Origin of the sequence: Microbacterium aurum, from assembly GCF_016907815.1 — a bacterium.
GTDB classification, from domain to species: domain Bacteria; phylum Actinomycetota; class Actinomycetes; order Actinomycetales; family Microbacteriaceae; genus Microbacterium; species Microbacterium aurum.
In genome coordinates this window covers 2,456,996-2,473,739 of the sequence record NZ_JAFBCQ010000001.1, presented here as the reverse complement: position 1 = coordinate 2,473,739, position 16,744 = coordinate 2,456,996, and the positions used below count along the sequence as shown (strand labels likewise).

The window sequence follows — 16,744 nt, the reverse complement described above, 5'->3', positions numbered from 1 at the left end:
GCCGGGCGCCATGCGATCTGGGTCAGTCGGCGAGCTTCGCCGCGGTGTCCTTCGCGGCCTCGACGGCGTCTGCGGCGGCATCCTTCGCCGCGTCGAAGGCGCCGGCGGCGGCATCCTTCACGTCGGCGGCGATGCCGTCGATCTTCGCCTCCTGGGCCCGGTAGGCCTCGCCGATGCGGTCGGTGAACTCCGTGATGCGGGCATCGACCTCGGCGAGCACTTCGTGGCCGCGCGGGTCCTTGTTGACCAGGTGGGCGGCGACGAAACCACCGGCGAGTCCCAGCACGAACCACACGACGTTCTTCATGGGTTCCATGTTAGGTGCAAACGCCGAAGGGCGCCGGGGAGACCCCGACGCCCTTCCTGCCCCGCGCGGTGAGCGAGGGCAGCGAGACGAAACGCTCAGCGCGCCGCGTAGTACTCCACGACGAGCTGCACGTCACACGTGACGGGCACCTCGGCGCGCTTGGGACGACGCACGAGCTTCGCGTGCAGCTTGTCGAGCTCGACCTCGAGGTAGCCCGGAACCGGGGGCAGGACCTCGGCGTGGCCACCGAGAGCGGCGACCTGGAACGGCTCCAGCGCCTCGCTCTTGGGCTTGACGTGGATGGTCTGACCCGGCTTCACGCGGAAGGAGGGGCGGTCGACGAGCTGGCCGTCGACGAGGATGTGACGGTGCACGACGAGCTGGCGGGCCTGCGCCGTCGTGCGGGCGAAACCGGCGCGCAGCACGAGCGCGTCCAGACGCATCTCGAGCAGCTCGACGAGGTTCTCACCCGTCAGGCCGTCCTTGCGGCGGGCCTCGTTGAAGGTGTTGCGCATCTGCTTCTCGCGGATGCCGTACTGCTCGCGCAGACGCTGCTTCTCGCGGAGGCGGACGGCGAAGTCGCTGTCCTGCTTGCGCTTGGTGCGACCGTGCTCACCGGGAGCGTAGGGGCGCTTCTCGAGGTACTTGGCTGCCTTGGGGGTCAGCGCGACGCCGAGGGCGCGCGACAGACGCACCTTGCGGCGGTCCTGGGACTTCGTAGCCACGAAGTTGTCCTTTCCTGACGCGGTCGTGACTGTCACGACTCGCGGACGTATCGCCTCTCCTCGCCCGGTCCGGACTGCACGCCGGGGCATGCCGGAAGGTCGGTCAAGAAGAGAGGGGATGCCCGAAAACTCGGTTTCGAGCCGCTCAAGTCTAACAGACGCCCTCTCGGCGCCGCGCGATCACAGGAGCGCTGTCCACGCGAGGGAGAACAGCGGCACGTACAGCAGTGCGATGAGCAGGGCGTGGGTGAGGACGAACCCGCCCGCCTCGAGCGCCTTCCCGCGCTGACGCAGATGCGCGACGAGTTTGCGGAGCATGGATGCGGGGTGCCGGACATCCCAGCTGTTGAAGCGCAGGTAGCGGCCGAGGTACACGCCCACGGCACCCAGCACGATGACGACGCCGGCGAAGGTCCAGCTGCTCGCCGGGACGCCGCCGGAGGGCGGGTCGACCATCAGGATGAACATCGTCTGCACGACCGCGAGGCTCAGCACGGCGTTGGCGATGCCGGAGAGCGTCAGCGCGAGCGTCTGCACGATGTCGTACCAGAGCGGCACGGGCGTCTTCTCGGCGCGATGGCTGAAGTTCAGCTCCGTGATGAGGTACACCGAGTTCGGGAACAGCAGCAGCCAGAGGACGGTCGCGACGACGAGATAGATCCAGACGACCAGCGTTCCCGCGCCGATCGCGGACTGCGCCGTGCTGCTGATCGCCGGCACGATCCCGACGAGCCCGACGCCGAAGACGAGCGCCAGGAGCACCGGCAGGAACGACAGCCCGATGTTCACCAGCATGGGTCGGTACAGCGCCACGCCGTACACGCGCGAGCGCAGCACGACGAGGATCGCCGCGTAGAGGTTCAGGAGCACCACCGCGACGGCACCGAGGACGAGGGCCGACATGCGTCCAGCCTGACACAGCGGCCCGCTCAGGAAAGCGACGCGACGAGGTACACCGCGGTCACGGCCACAGGAACACTGCGAACAGGAAGAGCAGATACAGGATGCCGGCGGCGACCGCGAGGGTCTGCGAGACGCGCCCCCACCGGTTGCGGACGGCGGCGACGGCGAAGGCGCCGGCGAGGAGCGCCCAGACGAGCTGATGCCCGAGGTCGACGATGACGCGGCGGGGGCCGTCGGCATCCGCCACCTCGACGCCGTCGCCGACGGTCGCGAAGACGATCGCGACGATGCTCGCCGCGATCGCCGCGAGCGTGTACCACCGGCGGCGCGGGTCTTTCGCGGCGGGGGTCATGCGATGGCCTCTTCCTGCTCGCGCAGCCAGGCGATGAGGGTGTCGTGCGCGCGCAGACCGTAATCGAGCGTCGCCCGTTGCGGCCGGTAGACGGTGCGCGTGGCGTCGTCGAGTTCGGCGGCCTGCGCGTCCAGCGCGGCGGCGAGGTCGCTCAGGCGCGCTCTCGCCCCCTCCGCCTCGGCCCGGATCCCCGCGAGCACCGCCGCCTGCTCCCCCGCGTCCTCGAGCCGCCCGAGCAGGAACACCTTCGCGAGTGCCGTCGTCTCGGCATCCGCCCCGGCCGGAGTTGGCGACTGCATCCACTCGCGCCACGCCGCGCGGCCCGACGGCGTGATCCGGTACACGCGGCGTCTCCGGGCGCTCCCGGGATCGTCATGGATCGTGGCGTGGCCCTCCGTGACGAGCGTGCGCAGCGCCCGCTCGATGCTGCCCGAGCTGGAGCTGTAGAAGTGCGCGAGCCCGGCGGCGAACCGCTTCTGCACGTCGTAGAGCGAGAGCGGGCCGGTCAGCAGCAGGCCGAGGATGACGTGGTGCACGCCGTCAGCATATCCCTATGAGGGATATTGCGCCATCACCCGCTCAGGGCAGCAGGTCGAGGATGCCGGCGGGATAGACCGGCAGGCTGCCGGCGCGCAGCGCGGCGATCTCGTACCACCCGACGGTCGTGTGACTGTCGCGCACGGCGATCCGCTCGTCTGCGGGCAGGGCGGCGAGGCCCGCCGAGGCGACCGCGAACACGTGGACGATCTCGTGACCGCGGCCGCTCGAGGTGTCGAAGATGTTCTCCGTGACCGCGAGCAGCCGGGCGTCATCGATCGTGGCGTCGAGCTCTTCGGCGAACTCCCGCCGCACCGCGACCGCCGCCGGCTCGCCGAAGGAGATTCCACCGCCGGGCGCGCGCAGGAACTCGCCGTGGCGGGCGTTCGCGGGGTACGACTCCAGCAGCACCGACCCGTCCCGCACGAGCAGCCCGACGGCGATCACGCGGACGCGGTCGAGCTTCACGAGCTCGCCGGCGTACGCGTCGACGGCGCGGCGGTAGCGCGGCAGGTGCGGCGCCAGGGTGCGCAGCGCCAGCGCGAGCGCCTCGGTCGGCTTCTCGTCGGAGTGCAGGGCGAGCGCGAGGAACGCCTGCGCGGCGTCGTGGAGCGGGTCGGATGCCGGGACGGCGCGCAGCAGCGCGATCGCGCCCGAGGCATCGCCCACGTTGCGCAGCGAGCTCGCGAGCTGGATCGTCGCCTGCGTGCGGAGGTCATCGCTCAGACCGTCCGCGAGGGCGGCCCGGTACAGCGGGATGGCGGCATCCTCCTCCCCCAACGAGTCGTGCAGGGAGCCGCGCTCATACGACGCGCGCGCATCGCCGATGCCGCGTTCGGCCAGCAGCGCCTCGAGTCGCGCCCGCGCGCCCGTCGGGTCGTCGAGCTCGACGCCGTCCCAGAAGTCGTCGAACCGCGCGTCCCAGGCATCCGTCGTCATCGTCCGATCCTCGCATCCGCGGCTCACGCGGCGCGCATGACCGGGCGAACGGCAAGGTCTTCGAAGCGACACGCCGCGCTTTCGCCGTCTCGCCCGGCGTGTCGCGCACGATCCCTTGCCGTTGGCGTGAGCACGGCGACGCGCCAGCACATCGATGCGTGAGCACGGCGACGCGCCAGCACGGCGATGTGCCGATCGGGGGCTCAGTCCCCGAGGATCTTGCGGATCTTCTCGACGCGTGCGGAGATGTCGCGCTCGAGCCCGCGCCCGGTGGGCTCGTAGTAGCGCCGGCCACGCAATTCGTCGGGCAGATATTGCTGCGTCGCGACGCCGACCTCGAGGTCGTGCGGGTACACATACCCCTTGCCGTGGCCGAGCCGCTTGGCACCCGGATAGTGCGCGTCGCGCAGGTGCGTCGGCACGCGGCCGAAACCGCCGGCGCGAACGTCGGCGATCGCGGCGTCGATCGCGACGTAGGCGGCATTGGACTTCGCCGTCGTCGCGAGATAGGCCGTCGCCTCGGCGAGCGGGATGCGTCCCTCGGGCATGCCGATGAAGGCCACGGCATCCGCTGCCGCCACGGCGATGACGAGCGCCTGCGGGTCGGCGAGGCCGATGTCCTCGGATGCCGAGATCACGAGCCGCCGCGCGATGAACCGCGGGTCCTCCCCTGCCTCGATCATGCGCGCCAGGTAGTGCATCGCCGCATCGACGTCGGAGCCTCGGATCGACTTGATGAACGCGCTGATGACGTCGTAGTGCTCATCACCCTGGCGGTCGTAGCGCAGCAGCGCGCGGTCGACGGCCTGCGCCACGTGTTCGGCGGTGACGGCGCCGCCGTCGTCCGCCACCATCGAGGCCGCGGCCTCCAACGACGTCAGGGCGCGGCGGGCATCGCCGGAAGCCAGCTGGATGAGCGCCGTCCGCGCTTCCGGCGACAGCTCGACGGCCCCCGCGAGCCCACGCGCATCGGTGACGGCGCGGTCGATCAGCAGCCCCAGATCGTCGTCGGTCAGCGGCTGCAGCGTCAGCAGCAGCGAGCGCGACAGCAGCGGCGAGATCACCGAGAACGACGGATTCTCGGTCGTCGCGGCGATGAGGATGACCCAGCCGTTCTCGACGCCGGGCAGCAGCGCGTCCTGCTGGGCCTTCGTGAAGCGGTGGATCTCGTCGAGGAACAGGATGGTGGACGCGCCGTAGAGATCACGCTGGGTCATCGCCTCCTGCATGACCTCGCGCACATCCTTCACACCCGCCGTCACGGCGGACAGTTCCACGAAGCGGCGACCGGAGGTGCGGGCGATCGCCTGCGCCAGCGTCGTCTTGCCGGTGCCGGGCGGCCCCCACAGGATCACCGAGACGGCGGTCTTCGCCGCCCCGGCCGCGTCGGCGAGGGCGACCAGCGGCGACCCCGGTCGCAGCAGATGCCCCTGCCCCGCGACCTCGTCGAGCGACGTGGGCCGCATCCGCACGGCCAGCGGAGTCTGACCTTGGAAGAGAGCGGATGCCGATGCCACCCGTCCAGGCTATCCGCGACCACCGACGCGGGCGCGTTTGTCCGGTTCGACCGCCGCGCCGTAGGCTTTGTCCGGCCCCGGATCGCCGGGAACGAGGGAGGTCCCGTGGCTGCGGGTGCAGGTAGGAGCAAGTCGCGCGTCGAGCAGGAGCGCGCCCGGGTGTACCGCGCGCGGCAGGAGTTCCATCAGGGACTCATCGCGCGCCGTCGTCGCGACAACCTCATCGCCGGCGTCGCCGGCGGCGCGCTCATCCTCGCCGTGATCGGCGGCCAGATCGCCTTCTACACCGTCGGCCCGGGCGCCCCGGTGCCATCCCCGAGCGCCACGCCGACCCCGTCGGATGCGCCGACGCCGGCACCGACGACCGAGCCGGCCCCCGTCGAATCACCCGCGCCGACCCCCTGACGACGTCCGCGTCGGCCGCGGGCCCGCATATAGGCTGTATGCCGACCGAACCCCCAGGCCGCATGGGCCGCGACGAGGTGCTACCCGTGACTGACGCTTCCACTCCCCCGTCCGACGAGACGATCCCCGCCGACGCGACCGCCGAGACGGCCGTCGAGCAGGATGTCGCCGCCGGTGGCGACGCCCTCACCGACGAGGCGAACACGACTTCCCCGGACGAGGCCCCCGCCGAGGAGGCCCCCGCCGACGAGGCCGCGGCCGAGGCGCCCGCCGAAGAGGCACCTGTCGACGAGGCCGCTCCGGCGCCCGCGCCGTCACCGCGCAGCATTCCCGTTCCCCGCCCGCCCGCGCGCCGAGCCGCCGTGGCCCCGATCTCGGCCGCACCGGCGGCGTCGTTCGGACGCGTGGACGATGACGGCACGGTGTCGGTGCGTGAGGGCGACCAGTGGCGCGTCGTCGGCCAGTACCCCGACGGCACTCCCGCCGAAGCGCTGGCCTACTTCGAGCGCAAGTACGCCGACCTCGCCGGTGAGGTGACACTCCTCGAGACCCGCCACCGCAGCGGCGGCGCCTCGGCCGCCGACCTGCGCGCGACGGCGAAGACCGTGCGCGAGCGCGTCACCGGCGCGGCTGCCGTCGGCGACCTGGCCGCCCTCGAGGACCGGCTGTCGGCGCTCGAGGCCGAGCTCCGCGAAGCCTCCGCCGAAGAGGCGCAGGCGCAGCGCGCCGCCGTCGATGCCGCCGTCGCCGAGCGCACCGCGCTCGTCGAGCGGATCGAGGCGATCGCCGCTCGCGACCCCAAGTCGATCCAGTGGAAGCAGACGACCGCCGAGGTGAGCGAGCTGTTCGACCGGTGGCAGAGCCACCAGGCGAGCGGCCCGCGTCTGCCGAAGAGCCTCAGCCAGCAGCTGTGGAAGCGATTCCGCGACGCCCGCGCGACGCTCGACAAGCACCGTCGCGAGTTCTACGCCGGGATGGACGAGCAGCACCGCGCCGCCCGCGACGCCAAGGCGCGTCTCGTCGAGCGTGCCGAGGCGCTGGCCAGCAAGGGCGAAGAGGGCATCGGCGCCTACCGCACCCTCCTCGACGAGTGGAAGAGCGCGGGCCGAGCCGGCAAGAAGGCCGACGACGCCCTCTGGGCACGCTTCAAGGCGGCGGGCGACGCGCTCTACGCCGCGCGCGGCGAGCGTGAGCAGGCCGACGCCGAAGCCTCCCGCGAGAAGATCGAGGCCAAGCGCGCGCTGCTGATCGAGGCGGCCGCGGTGCCGAAGGAGAAGGACACGGCCAAGGCGCGGGCGCTCCTCACCGGCATCCAGCGTCGCTGGGACGAGATCGGTCGCATCTTCCCGCGTGAGGCCGAGCGCGGTCTCGACGACGACCTGCGCAAGATCGAGCAGGGGCTGAAGGCCCGTGAGGACGCGGACTGGAAGAGCAACAACCCCGAGACCAAGGCGCGCCAGAACGACATGACGCAGCAGCTGCGCGACGCGATCGCGGGGCTCGAGGCCGATCTTGAGAAGGCCAAGGCCTCCAAGGACAAGAACGCCATCGCCAAGGCCACCGAGGCGCTCGAGGCGCGCAAGAGCTGGCTGAAGGCCCTCGGCGGCTGACCGCGCGCCGGCCCCATCGCCCTCTCCCCAGCGTCGGCGCGCGCCGGGTTGTCCACAGTTGCGCTGAGCGCGCCCGCGGGCGGCACAGTGATGCGGGACACTGCCAGCATGTCCTCGCCGTTCCTCTACTTCGCCGATGAGCGGCTCTCCGCGGCCGAGCTGAGCGCCGCGCGGCTGGACGGCGACCTCGTCGAGATCGGCGAGGGCTACATGCCGACGGATGCCGTGGAGACGCGCGAACTGCGCGCAGGATCGCTGCGCACCCGCATCCCGGCGACGCTCGCCCTGACGCGGGCCTCCGCCGCCTGGATCCACGGCGCCGTCGCCGACCCGCCGCCCCGGCACATCGTGCAGCGCACGGCGCCGCGTCGGGGCAACTACGTGCGCGACCTCCGGCTGGACTACCGGGATCAGCGGATCGCCCCCGCCGACGTGCAATGGATCACGGGCGTCGCGGTGACGACGCCCGCGCGCACGCTCGCGGACCTCGTGCGGGACCTGCACGCCGGCGAGGCCACGCTGCCACTGATCGACGCGATGCTGGCGTGGCGACCGGAGCTCGCGGCGGCGACGGCCGATGCGCTGGATGCGGGCGGCGCCCTCCACTACAAGCGACCGGCGGTGCGCTTCCTGCGGGCGCGAGTCAGGACGACGTGACCCGGTACACGTCGTAGACCGCGTCGATCCGGCGCACCGCGTTGAGGACGCGGTCGAGGTGGACGATGTCGCCCATCTCGAACACGTACCGGCTGAGCGCGAGTCGATCGTTCGTGGTCTGCACCGACGCGGAGAGGATGTTGACGTGGTGCTCGCTGAGCACACGCGTGATGTCGCTGAGCAGACCGGACCGGTCGAGGGCCTCGACCTGGATGTGCACGAGGAACACGCTCTTGGTGGTCGGAGCCCACGCGACGTCGATCATCCGCTCAGGGTCGTCTTTGAGCGACTTCACGTTTGTGCAGTCGGCGCGGTGCACCGACACGCCGCTGCCGCGGGTGACGAAGCCGACGATGTCGTCTCCGGGGACCGGCGTGCAGCACTTGGCGAGCTTCACCAGGATGTCCGGTGCGCCGCGCACGAGGACGCCGGAGTCGCCGCCGCGCGGGGCCTTGGACCGGCCGACGTGCGGGATCTCGATCGGGCCGGTGGAGGTGTCCTCCTGCGAGCTCACGAGTGCCGTGACCTTCTCGATCACCGACTGGGTGGAGATGTGCCCTTCGCCGACGGCGGCGTACAGCGCCGTGACGTCTTCGTAGCGCAGCTGGTGGGCGACCTCCGTGAACGAGTCCTGGTTCATCAGCCTCTGCAGCGGCAGGTTCTGGCGGCGCATCGCGCGCGCGATGGCATCCTTCCCCTGCTCGACGGCCTCTTCGCGACGCTCCTTGGTGAACCAGCCGCGGATCTTGTTGCGGGCGCGGGTGCTCTTGACGAACGTCAGCCAGTCCTGGCTCGGCCCGGCATCCGGGTTCTTCGAGGTGAACACCTCGACGACGTCGCCGGAGTGCAGTTCCGACTCCAGTGGCACGAGCCGGCCGTTGACCTTCGCACCCATCGTGCGGTGGCCGACCTCGGTGTGCACGGCGTACGCGAAGTCGACCGGCGTGCCGCCGGCGGGAAGACCGATCACCCGGCCCTTCGGTGTGAAGACGTACACCTCCTTCGCGCCGATCTCGAACCGCAGCGAGTCGAGGAACTCCCCCGGGTCGGCCGTCTCGGCCTGCCAGTCGGAGATGTGCGCCAGCCACGCCATGTCGGCGTCGACGGCCTTCGCGTCCGGCTTGCCGCCGGCCATGCGCTCCTTGTACTTCCAGTGCGCCGCGACACCGTACTCCGCCTGCTGATGCATCTCATTGGTGCGGATCTGGATCTCGACCGTGCGGCCGCCGGGGCCGATCACGGTCGTGTGCAGCGACTGGTACAGGTTGAACTTCGGGGTCGCGATGTAGTCCTTGAACCTGCCGGGCAGCGGCGTCCAGCGGGCGTGGATCGAGCCGAGGACCGCGTAGCAGTCGCGCACGTTGTTGACGAGCACGCGGATGCCGATGAGATCGTAGATGTCGTCGAACTCGCGGCCGCGCACCACCATCTTCTGGTACACCGAGTACAGCTGCTTCGGCCGTCCCATGACGCGCCCGCGGATGCGGAGGTCGCGCAGGTCCTCTTCGACCGCGTCGATCACGGAGTGCATGTACTCCTCGCGCTGCGGCGTGCGCTGCTTGACGAGGCTGTCGATCTCGGCGTACAGCTTCGGGTGCAGCACGGCGAACGACAGGTCCTCCAGTTCGCTCTTGACGGCCTGGATGCCGAGGCGGTGCGCGAGCGGCGCGTAGATCTCGAGCGTCTCCGTCGCCTTCTTCGCGGCCTTCTCGGGAGGGACGAACCCCCACGTGCGCGCGTTGTGCAGCCGGTCGGCGAGCTTGATGAGGAGCACGCGGATGTCCTTGGACATCGCCACGATCATCTTGCGGACGGTCTCGGCCTGAGCCGCGTCGCCGTACTTGACCTTGTCGAGCTTGGTAACCCCGTCCACGAGCATGGCGACCTCGTCGCCGAAGTCCGCGGCCAGCTGATCGAGGCTGTAGTCGGTGTCCTCCACCGTGTCGTGCAGCAGCGCCGCGGCGATCGCGCGCGGGCCGAGCCCGAGATCGGCGAGGATCTGGGCGACGGCGAGGGGGTGCGTGATGTACGGCTCGCCGCTCTGCCGCTTCTGCGACGCGTGGGCGGCCGCAGCCACCTGATAGGCGCGCTCGATGATCGAGACGTCGCCCTTGGGGTGATGGGTACGGACGGTGCGGACGAGCTGTTCGACGCCGTTGCGCGAGGGAGCGCGGGAGAAGATCCGGGGTACCAGACGGCGGAGGGACGAGCTCTGCGGGGAGTTCTGGGCGGACGCAGCGGGCGTCTGTGTCATCCGCTCACCTCCGCCCTGATCAACCCGTCAATCCTACCCGGGCGCCTACGCCCCGGCGCGCCCGACGCTGCTCGCGCGCCGGGCGCGATGCTCACGCGTCGGCCAGGGCGCGCTCGCGGGCGGCGAGCACGCGGGCGTCGCGCGCCTTGAGCGCGGGCTCGTTCTCACGCAGCAGCGAGTACAGCGGCGCCGCCACGAACAGGGTCGAGTAGGCCGCCACGATCGTTCCGACGAAGATCGACAGCGAGATGTCGGTGAGCGTCTGAGCGCCGAGCCACAGCGCGCCGATGAACAGGATCGCGCCAGTGGGCAGCGCCGCGACGACCGTCGTGTTGATCGAGCGGATCAGCGTCTGGTTGACGGCGAGGTTGACCGACTCGCCGAACGTGCGACCCGATCCTTCACCGTCCTCGCGGGTGTTCTCGCGGATCTTGTCGAAGACGACCGTCGTGTCGTACAGCGAGTACGACAGGATCGTGAGGAAGCCGATGACCGCCGCCGGAGAGATCTCGAAGCCGAACAGCGCGTAGATCCCGACGGTGATGACGAGCACGTCGACGAGGCCGATGATCGCGGCGATCGACATCTTCCACGTCCGGAAGTAGATCGCCAGGATGATGAAGGTCAGCGCGAGGAAGATCGCGAGACCCCACAGCGACTGCCGCGTGACGTCCTCGCCCCAGCTGGGACCGATGAAGGACGAGCTGACGTTGGCCTCACTGACGTCGAAGGCCTGCGCGAGTGCCGTCTTGACGGCGGCGCTCTTCTCCGGCTCGGTGATCTGGTCGGTCTGGACGCGCACGGCATCCGTGCCGATGGTGGTGACCTTCGTGGTCGCGCCGGGGATGACCGACCGCACCGCTTCGGTGGCGACGGCCTGGTCGGGGTTCGCCACGTCGTTGACGGTGAACTGCGACCCGCCGGTGAACTCGATCGAGAACTGGATCGGGCGGAAGAGCGGGACCAGCGCCGCACCGATCACGAGGATCGCCGCGATGATGAACCACGTCCGTCGCTTGCCGACGAACGGGAACGAGGTCTTGCCGGTGTAGAGGTCGTTGCCGAGCTCGTTCATGGAGCGCATCAGTCGTTCCCCTCCGTCGTGGAGCCGGCATCGGATGCCGACGAGCCGCTGCTCTTGCCGGCGAGCTCGGCCTGCTTGCGCTCGGCGATCGTCTGGCGCCGCTCCGCCTCACCCCGCGAGCGTCCCGCGCGCCGCGCCGCGGAGCCCTTCGCCACGGAGGCGTCCACGGGGGCGCGGAACTGCGCGCGGCCGCGGTAGACGGCGCCCAGGGCCTCGGGGTCCAGCCCCGACAGCGGGTGCCCGCCGCCGAAGAAGCGGGTGCGGGCGAGCAGCTGCATCACCGGGTGGGTGAACAGGATGAAGATGAGGATGTCGATGAGCGTCGTGAGACCGAGGGTGAACGCGAAGCCCTTCACCGTCGCGTCGGCCAGGATGTACAGCACGACGGCGGCGAGGATGTTGATCGACTTGGAGATGTAGATCGTCCGCTTCGCCCGGCTCCAGCCGTCCTCGACGGCGCTGGTGATCGACTTGCCGTCGCGCAGCTCGTCTCGGATGCGTTCGAAGTACACGATGAACGAGTCGGCGGTGAAGCCGATCGTGACGATGAGGCCCGCGACGCCGGCGAGCGACAGGCGGAAGCCCATCCGCCACGCGAGGATGCACAGTGTGATGTAGGTCAGCACCGCCATCACGCCCAGCGACGCGATGATGACGAAGCCCAGGGCGCGGTAGACGATCAGCGAGTACAGCGCGACGAGCGCAAGACCGATGAGACCGGCGATGAGGCCGATCTGCAGCTGCTGCGAACCGAGGGTGGCCGAGATCGCGTTGTCGCTGACGATCTCGAAGCTGAGGGGCAGCGCGCCGAACTTGAGCTGGTCGGCGAGGACCTTCGACGACTCCTGATCGAACGAGCCGCTGATCTGCGGCTTGCCGTCGAGGATGACGCCGTTCATCGACGGCGCCGAGATCACGCGGCCGTCGAGCACGAAGGCGAACTGGTTGCGCGGGGTGTCGCCGGCCTGCGTGAAGGCGTACAGACGCTGGCTGACCGCGCCGAAGATCTTCGTGCCGGCGTCGTCGAACGTGATGTTGACGACCCACTGACCGTTCTGGGTGTTCATGCCGTTGGTGGCATCGGTGATCGCGGATCCGTCGAGCTCCACCGGACCCAGCAGGTACTTCGCGGTCCCCGTCGGGTCGCACGCGATGAGCGGCTGGTCGGCCGGCTCGTTGGCGGGGTCGTTCGCCTCGTCGGCGCAGTCGTACGCGAGGAACTCGGCCTGCAGGGCCGGGGTGATCCAGTTGAGGTCGCTGCCGTCGGTCGGCGCGACGGTGGGCGTCGCCTCCAGACCGGCGTCGGGCGTCGGGTACGGCGTGGGCGAACCGTCCTCGCCGACGTACGACGTGCTGGCGGCGGTGGTGGCCAGCACGGCGCGCAGCTGCATCTGAGCGGCCGACTCGATGCGGTTGCGGGTCTCCTCGTCGGCCTGCCCGGGGATCTGCACGACGATCTGGTTGCCGGACTGCGTCGTGATGTCGGCCTCGCCGACGCCGGACGCGTCGACGCGCTGCCGGATGATCACGGCGGCCTGGTTCAGCTGCTCGGTCGTCGGCGCGGCGCCGTCGGGCGTCTTGGCCTGCAGGATGATCTGCGTTCCACCCTGCAGGTCGAGGGCGAGCTCGGGTGCCCATGAGCTCTTGCCGAAGCCGTAGACGCCGAGGGCGTTGATGCCGAACAGGACGGCGGTGATGACGAGAAGGCCCGTCAGTGCGCGCCACGCATGACGCACAGGGGTGGGTGTGGCCACGGAGGGTCCGCTTTCTTCGAGGAGCCGCGTGCGAGACGCGCGGTGTCAGGCCTGGGGCTTGTCGCCGGGCTCGGTCTTGTCCGTTGCGGTGTCGGCTGCGGCGCGGTCGTCGCTGATCGAGGTGACCTCGCCGTCGGCGACGTCCGCGGCATACTCCGCCTGGTCGGCCTCGGCCTCGAGGTACTCGTCCTCGGTGACCGTCTCCTCGGTCTCGTCGACGACGCGGAGGATCGCCTGGCTGTGGACCTCGACCTCCATGCCGGGGGCGAGCTCGACGCGAGCCGACTTGGAGAGGTCTTCGCCGTCGTACTCGACGAGGGTGCCGTACAGGCCGCCCTGCAGCAGCACCTTCACACCGGGGAGCATCGCCCGCGCCTTCGCCTCCTGCTCGTCCTTCATCCGCTTGGCACGACGACGCGAGCTCCAGAACATGAAGACGAGCAGCGCCGCCATGGCGACGAGCAGGACAATATCCATCGGTACAACCTTTCGGGACCGCGTCGACCGACGCGAAGAAGACGGCAGCCCTGCGTCAGGGTCAGGGACCGGCCTTCAGCGATTATAGGTCATCGAACATCGCGGCCCCGCTCGGCGCGGGCACCCGCAGGTGCGCGTACGCCTCCGGCGTCGCGATGCGACCGCGCGGCGTGCGGGTGAGCAGGCCGATGCGCACGAGGTAGGGCTCGACGACCGATTCGATCGTGTCGGCCTCCTCGCCGACCGTCACCGCGAGGGTGCCGAGTCCCACCGGACCGCCGCGGAAACGGCGGACCACGGCGTCGAGCACGGCCCGGTCGAGGCGGTCGAGTCCGATCTCGTCGACGTCGTAGAGGTTCAGGGCCGCCGCGACGTGGGCATCGGCCGCCGCCGCTCGCGCGGCGGTGTCGGCGTCGCCGTGCACGATCACGTAGTCGCGCACCCGGCGCAGCAGCCGGTTCGCGATGCGCGGGGTCCCCCGGGAGCGCCGGGCGATCTCGGCACGCGCGGAAGACGGCAGGTCGACCCCGAGCACCGTCGCCGAGCGCGAGATCACCTGCTCGAGCTCCTCCGGTTCGTAGTACTCCAGGTGGGCCGTGAAGCCGAACCGGTCACGCAGCGGGTTCGGCAGCATGCCGGATCGGGTCGTCGCACCCACGAGCGTGAACGGGGCGAGATCGAGCGGGATGCTGGTGGCGCCCGCGCCCTTGCCGACCATGATGTCGATGCGGAAGTCCTCCATCGCGAGGTACAGCATCTCCTCGGCGGAGCGCGCCATGCGGTGGATCTCGTCGATGAAGAGGACCTCGCCGGGGACGAGGCTCGACAGCAGCGCCGCGAGATCGCCGGCGTGCTGGATGGCAGGGCCGCTCGACAGGCGCAACGGGCGGTCGCTCTCCTGCGCCACGATCATCGCGAGCGTGGTCTTGCCGAGGCCGGGCGGCCCCGACAGCAGGATGTGGTCCGGCGGCCGCTGCTGGATGCGGGCGGCGTCGAGCAGCAGCTGCAGCTGGCCGCGCACCTTCTGCTGGCCGACGAACTCGGCGAGGGATGCCGGGCGCAGCGCCCCTTCGACGGCGAGCTCGGTCTCGTCCTGCGGTGCGGCCGGATCGATGGCGTCAGACACCGGCGCGCTCCGGACGGGCCGGGCCCAGCTGGGCGAGGGCGAGCTTGAGCAGCGCCGGCACGGAGTCGCGCTGGGCGGATGTCGCGGCATCCGTCACGGCGGCGACCGCCTCGGTACTGACCCGCTCGTTCCAGCCGAGGGCCACCAGGGCGGCGACGACCTGCGCGGCCACGGCGCCGGCCGGCGCACCCGCCGCGGGCGCGGCCACCCCGACCGCGACGTGGAGCTTGCCGGCCAGTTGCACGACGATGAGCTTCGCCGTCTTCGGGCCGATGCCCGACACGCGGCGGAACGGCGCATCGTCCTCGGCGGCGACGGCCTCGGCGATCTGTGCCACGGTGAGCGCCGACAGCACGCCGAGCGCCGATTTGGGTCCCACGCCGGACACGCTCAGCAGCTGCGTGAACACGCCGAGCTCCTCGCGCTCGGCGAAGCCGTAGAGGGAGAGGGCGTCGTCTCGGACGACCAGCGTCGTGTACAGCTGGGTCTCGTCGCCGACGTGCAGGGCGCGGGAGACCTGGGCGGTGACGGCGACGGTGAAGCCGACGCCGCCGACCTCGATGATCGCCGACTCGGCATCGACATGCAGGACGCGTCCGCGCAGCGAGGAGATCATGCGATCAGCCTACGAGGCGGTTCGCAGTTTTGTTCGAGCGACACGCGCCGCCGCGAGTGTGGCCACGGCCGCCGTCGCCGTCATCGGCTCCGTCATCGGCGTGCGGCCGCACGCTCGGCATCCGCCCACGCGCGCTGCGCCGGCGTGAGGGAGGCCGTGGCGTCGGGTCCGGCGGCATTCCCCGGCCCTTGCCGCCACGCGTGGCACAGGGCGAGGGCGAGCGCGTCGGCGGCATCGGCGGGCTGCGGCAGCGCGTCCAAGCGCAGCACGCGCGCCACCATGGTCTGCACCTGGAGCTTGTCGGCGGCGCCGTATCCGGTGATCGCGGCCTTGACCTCGGAGGGGGTATGGGTGGCGGCGGGGAGGCCGTACTCGGCCGCCACCAGCAGGGCGATGCCGCTGGCCTGCGCCGTGCCCATCACGGTGTTGCGGTTCTGCTGCGCGAACACGCGCTCCACTGCGACGACGTCGGGGTTGTGGGAGCGGAGCACGGCGCGGATGCCGGCGGCGATCGTCGCCAGCCGCTGCTCGATCGGCAGGTCGGTCGCGGAGCGCACGACGCCGACGTGCACGAGCGACGCGGAGCGGTCGCGCGCGACGTCGACGACACCGACGCCGCAGCGGGTGAGGCCGGGGTCGATGCCGAGAACGCGAAGAGCGGATGCCACTCCCCCACGCTACGGCGTGGATCGGCGGCATCCGCTCTCGAATCGCGGGGCTTACTCGTCTTGCTCGAGTTCGGCCTGCACCTCGGCCGACAGGTCGAAGTTGCTGAAGACGTTCTGCACATCGTCGCTGTCTTCGAGGGCGTCGATGAGACGGAAGATCTTGCGGGCCGTCTCGGCGTCGATCTCGACCTTGAGGTTCGGCACGAACTCGACATCGGCGGACTCGTACTCGATGCCGGCCCCCTGCAGGGCGGAGCGCACCGCGACGAGGTCGGAGGCCTCGGTGATGACCTCGAAGCCCTGGGCGTGCGGCTCGATCTCCTCGGCGCCGGCCTCGAGGGCGGCCATCATCACGTCATCCTCGGTGGTGCCCTCCTCGGAGACGACGATGACGCCCTTGCGGGTGAAGTTGTAGGCGACCGATCCGGGGTCGGCGAGGGTGCCGCCGTTGCGGCTCAGGGCCGTGCGCACCTCTGCGGCGGCGCGGTTCTTGTTGTCCGTCAGACACTCGATCATGAGGGCGACACCGCCGGGCGCGTACCCCTCGTACATGATGTTCAGGTACTCGACCGACTCGCCGCCGATGCCGGCGCCCCGCTTGATGGCGCGGTCGATGTTGTCTTTGGGGACGGAGGTCTTCTTCGCCTTCAGAACGGCGTCGAACAGGGTCGGGTTGCCCTGGAGGTCCGGGCCTCCGAGCTTCGCGGCGACTTCGATGTTCTTGATGAGCTTCGCCCACGACTTGGCACGGCGCGCGTCGATGACGGCCTTCTTGTGCTTGGTCGTGGCCCATTTGGAGTGTCCGGACATAGC

At 70.5% G+C, this 16,744-nt stretch carries 18 protein-coding genes; 3 read left to right on the top strand and 15 right to left on the bottom strand.

Annotation, left to right across the window (positions count from 1 at the left end; translation table 11 throughout):
- Positions 1 to 22: 22 nt before the first annotated feature.
- The 7 genes from JOD60_RS12200 to JOD60_RS12170 all read right to left on the bottom strand — a co-directional run bounded on the left by JOD60_RS12200 (position 23) and on the right by JOD60_RS12170 (position 5,229).
- Positions 23 to 307 carry an ATPase gene (locus JOD60_RS12200; protein WP_198159047.1) on the bottom strand — a complete coding sequence of 95 codons (285 nt, stop codon included), beginning with the start codon at positions 305 to 307 and terminating at the stop codon, positions 23 to 25.
- Positions 308 to 402: 95 nt separating this feature from the next.
- Positions 403 to 1,032, bottom strand: a complete 630-nt coding sequence (gene rpsD / locus JOD60_RS12195) for a 30S ribosomal protein S4 (RefSeq protein ID WP_076692206.1) — start codon at positions 1,030 to 1,032, stop codon at positions 403 to 405.
- Positions 1,033 to 1,212: 180 nt separating this feature from the next.
- A complete protein-coding gene (locus JOD60_RS12190) occupies positions 1,213 to 1,935 on the bottom strand; it encodes a DUF1361 domain-containing protein (protein WP_076690848.1) in 723 nt (240 codons plus the stop codon).
- 58 nt (positions 1,936 to 1,993) lie between these two features.
- A complete protein-coding gene (locus JOD60_RS12185; protein WP_076690847.1) occupies positions 1,994 to 2,287 on the bottom strand; it encodes a hypothetical protein in 294 nt (97 codons plus the stop codon).
- Complete coding sequence (locus tag JOD60_RS12180) at positions 2,284 to 2,823, bottom strand: PadR family transcriptional regulator (protein WP_076690846.1); 540 nt, start codon at positions 2,821 to 2,823, stop codon at positions 2,284 to 2,286. Before JOD60_RS12180 ends, JOD60_RS12185 begins: the two co-directional genes overlap by 4 nt.
- Before the next feature lie 43 nt (positions 2,824 to 2,866).
- Complete coding sequence (locus tag JOD60_RS12175; RefSeq protein ID WP_076690845.1) at positions 2,867 to 3,763, bottom strand: tetratricopeptide repeat protein; 897 nt, start codon at positions 3,761 to 3,763, stop codon at positions 2,867 to 2,869.
- 203 nt (positions 3,764 to 3,966) lie between these two features.
- Positions 3,967 to 5,229: a replication-associated recombination protein A gene (locus JOD60_RS12170; protein ID WP_076692205.1), complete on the bottom strand. Its 1,263-nt coding sequence runs from the start codon at positions 5,227 to 5,229 to the stop codon at positions 3,967 to 3,969.
- A 156-nt stretch (positions 5,230 to 5,385) separates the two neighbouring features.
- Between JOD60_RS12170 and JOD60_RS12165 the strand changes: the two genes are divergently transcribed.
- The 3 genes from JOD60_RS12165 to JOD60_RS12155 all read left to right on the top strand — a co-directional run bounded on the left by JOD60_RS12165 (position 5,386) and on the right by JOD60_RS12155 (position 7,952).
- The gene (locus tag JOD60_RS12165) at positions 5,386 to 5,685 is read left to right on the top strand and encodes a dioxygenase (RefSeq protein ID WP_076690844.1); all 300 of its coding nucleotides are present in this window, start codon (positions 5,386 to 5,388) and stop codon (positions 5,683 to 5,685) included.
- Positions 5,686 to 6,047: 362 nt separating this feature from the next.
- Positions 6,048 to 7,295, top strand: coding sequence for a DUF349 domain-containing protein (locus JOD60_RS12160; RefSeq protein ID WP_076692204.1), 1,248 nt, complete (start codon positions 6,048 to 6,050; stop codon positions 7,293 to 7,295).
- Between the two features lie 108 nt (positions 7,296 to 7,403).
- On the top strand, positions 7,404 to 7,952 hold the full coding sequence (locus tag JOD60_RS12155) for a type IV toxin-antitoxin system AbiEi family antitoxin (protein ID WP_232321607.1): 549 nt from the start codon (positions 7,404 to 7,406) through the stop codon (positions 7,950 to 7,952).
- Here the strand turns inward: JOD60_RS12155 and JOD60_RS12150 are convergent.
- From JOD60_RS12150 to JOD60_RS12115, 8 genes are all read right to left on the bottom strand, one after another.
- A complete protein-coding gene (locus JOD60_RS12150) occupies positions 7,939 to 10,206 on the bottom strand; it encodes a RelA/SpoT family protein (protein WP_076690843.1) in 2,268 nt (755 codons plus the stop codon). The genes JOD60_RS12155 and JOD60_RS12150 overlap by 14 nt on opposite strands.
- A gap of 91 nt (positions 10,207 to 10,297) precedes the next feature.
- Positions 10,298 to 11,290: a protein translocase subunit SecF gene (gene secF, locus JOD60_RS12145; protein WP_076690842.1), complete on the bottom strand. Its 993-nt coding sequence runs from the start codon at positions 11,288 to 11,290 to the stop codon at positions 10,298 to 10,300.
- Positions 11,290 to 13,044 carry a protein translocase subunit SecD gene (gene secD, locus JOD60_RS12140; protein WP_076690841.1) on the bottom strand — a complete coding sequence of 585 codons (1,755 nt, stop codon included), beginning with the start codon at positions 13,042 to 13,044 and terminating at the stop codon, positions 11,290 to 11,292. Before secD ends, secF begins: the two co-directional genes overlap by 1 nt.
- 45 nt (positions 13,045 to 13,089) lie before the next feature.
- Positions 13,090 to 13,521, bottom strand: a complete 432-nt coding sequence (locus JOD60_RS12135) for a preprotein translocase subunit YajC (protein WP_076690840.1) — start codon at positions 13,519 to 13,521, stop codon at positions 13,090 to 13,092.
- Between the two features lie 82 nt (positions 13,522 to 13,603).
- Entirely contained in the window at positions 13,604 to 14,647 is a 1,044-nt protein-coding gene (ruvB, locus tag JOD60_RS12130) for a Holliday junction branch migration DNA helicase RuvB (RefSeq protein ID WP_076690839.1), read from the bottom strand.
- The gene (ruvA, locus tag JOD60_RS12125) at positions 14,640 to 15,263 is read right to left on the bottom strand and encodes a Holliday junction branch migration protein RuvA (protein ID WP_076690838.1); all 624 of its coding nucleotides are present in this window, start codon (positions 15,261 to 15,263) and stop codon (positions 14,640 to 14,642) included. Before ruvA ends, ruvB begins: the two co-directional genes overlap by 8 nt.
- A gap of 92 nt (positions 15,264 to 15,355) precedes the next feature.
- On the bottom strand, positions 15,356 to 15,931 hold the full coding sequence (gene ruvC / locus JOD60_RS12120) for a crossover junction endodeoxyribonuclease RuvC (RefSeq protein WP_076690837.1): 576 nt from the start codon (positions 15,929 to 15,931) through the stop codon (positions 15,356 to 15,358).
- A gap of 51 nt (positions 15,932 to 15,982) precedes the next feature.
- A complete protein-coding gene (locus tag JOD60_RS12115) occupies positions 15,983 to 16,741 on the bottom strand; it encodes a YebC/PmpR family DNA-binding transcriptional regulator (RefSeq protein ID WP_076690836.1) in 759 nt (252 codons plus the stop codon).
- Positions 16,742 to 16,744: the final 3 nt, after the last annotated feature.

Excerpts from the sequence above, each read along its gene's own strand:
- ruvA (WP_076690838.1), bottom strand. The coding sequence starts at position 15,263 with ATGATCTCCTCGCTGCGCGGACGCGTCCTGCATGTCGATGCCGAGTCG.
- JOD60_RS12175 (WP_076690845.1), bottom strand. The coding sequence starts at position 3,763 with ATGACGACGGATGCCTGGGACGCGCGGTTCGACGACTTCTGGGACGGC.
- JOD60_RS12135 (WP_076690840.1), bottom strand. The coding sequence starts at position 13,521 with ATGGATATTGTCCTGCTCGTCGCCATGGCGGCGCTGCTCGTCTTCATG.
- JOD60_RS12115 (WP_076690836.1), bottom strand. The coding sequence starts at position 16,741 with ATGTCCGGACACTCCAAATGGGCCACGACCAAGCACAAGAAGGCCGTC.
- JOD60_RS12155 (WP_232321607.1), top strand. The coding sequence starts at position 7,404 with ATGTCCTCGCCGTTCCTCTACTTCGCCGATGAGCGGCTCTCCGCGGCC.
- JOD60_RS12170 (WP_076692205.1), bottom strand. The coding sequence starts at position 5,229 with ATGCGGCCCACGTCGCTCGACGAGGTCGCGGGGCAGGGGCATCTGCTG.
- JOD60_RS12200 (WP_198159047.1), bottom strand. The coding sequence starts at position 307 with ATGAAGAACGTCGTGTGGTTCGTGCTGGGACTCGCCGGTGGTTTCGTC.
- JOD60_RS12150 (WP_076690843.1), bottom strand. The coding sequence starts at position 10,206 with ATGACACAGACGCCCGCTGCGTCCGCCCAGAACTCCCCGCAGAGCTCG.
- JOD60_RS12190 (WP_076690848.1), bottom strand. The coding sequence starts at position 1,935 with ATGTCGGCCCTCGTCCTCGGTGCCGTCGCGGTGGTGCTCCTGAACCTC.
- secF (WP_076690842.1), bottom strand. The coding sequence starts at position 11,290 with ATGCGCTCCATGAACGAGCTCGGCAACGACCTCTACACCGGCAAGACC.
- JOD60_RS12185 (WP_076690847.1), bottom strand. The coding sequence starts at position 2,287 with ATGACCCCCGCCGCGAAAGACCCGCGCCGCCGGTGGTACACGCTCGCG.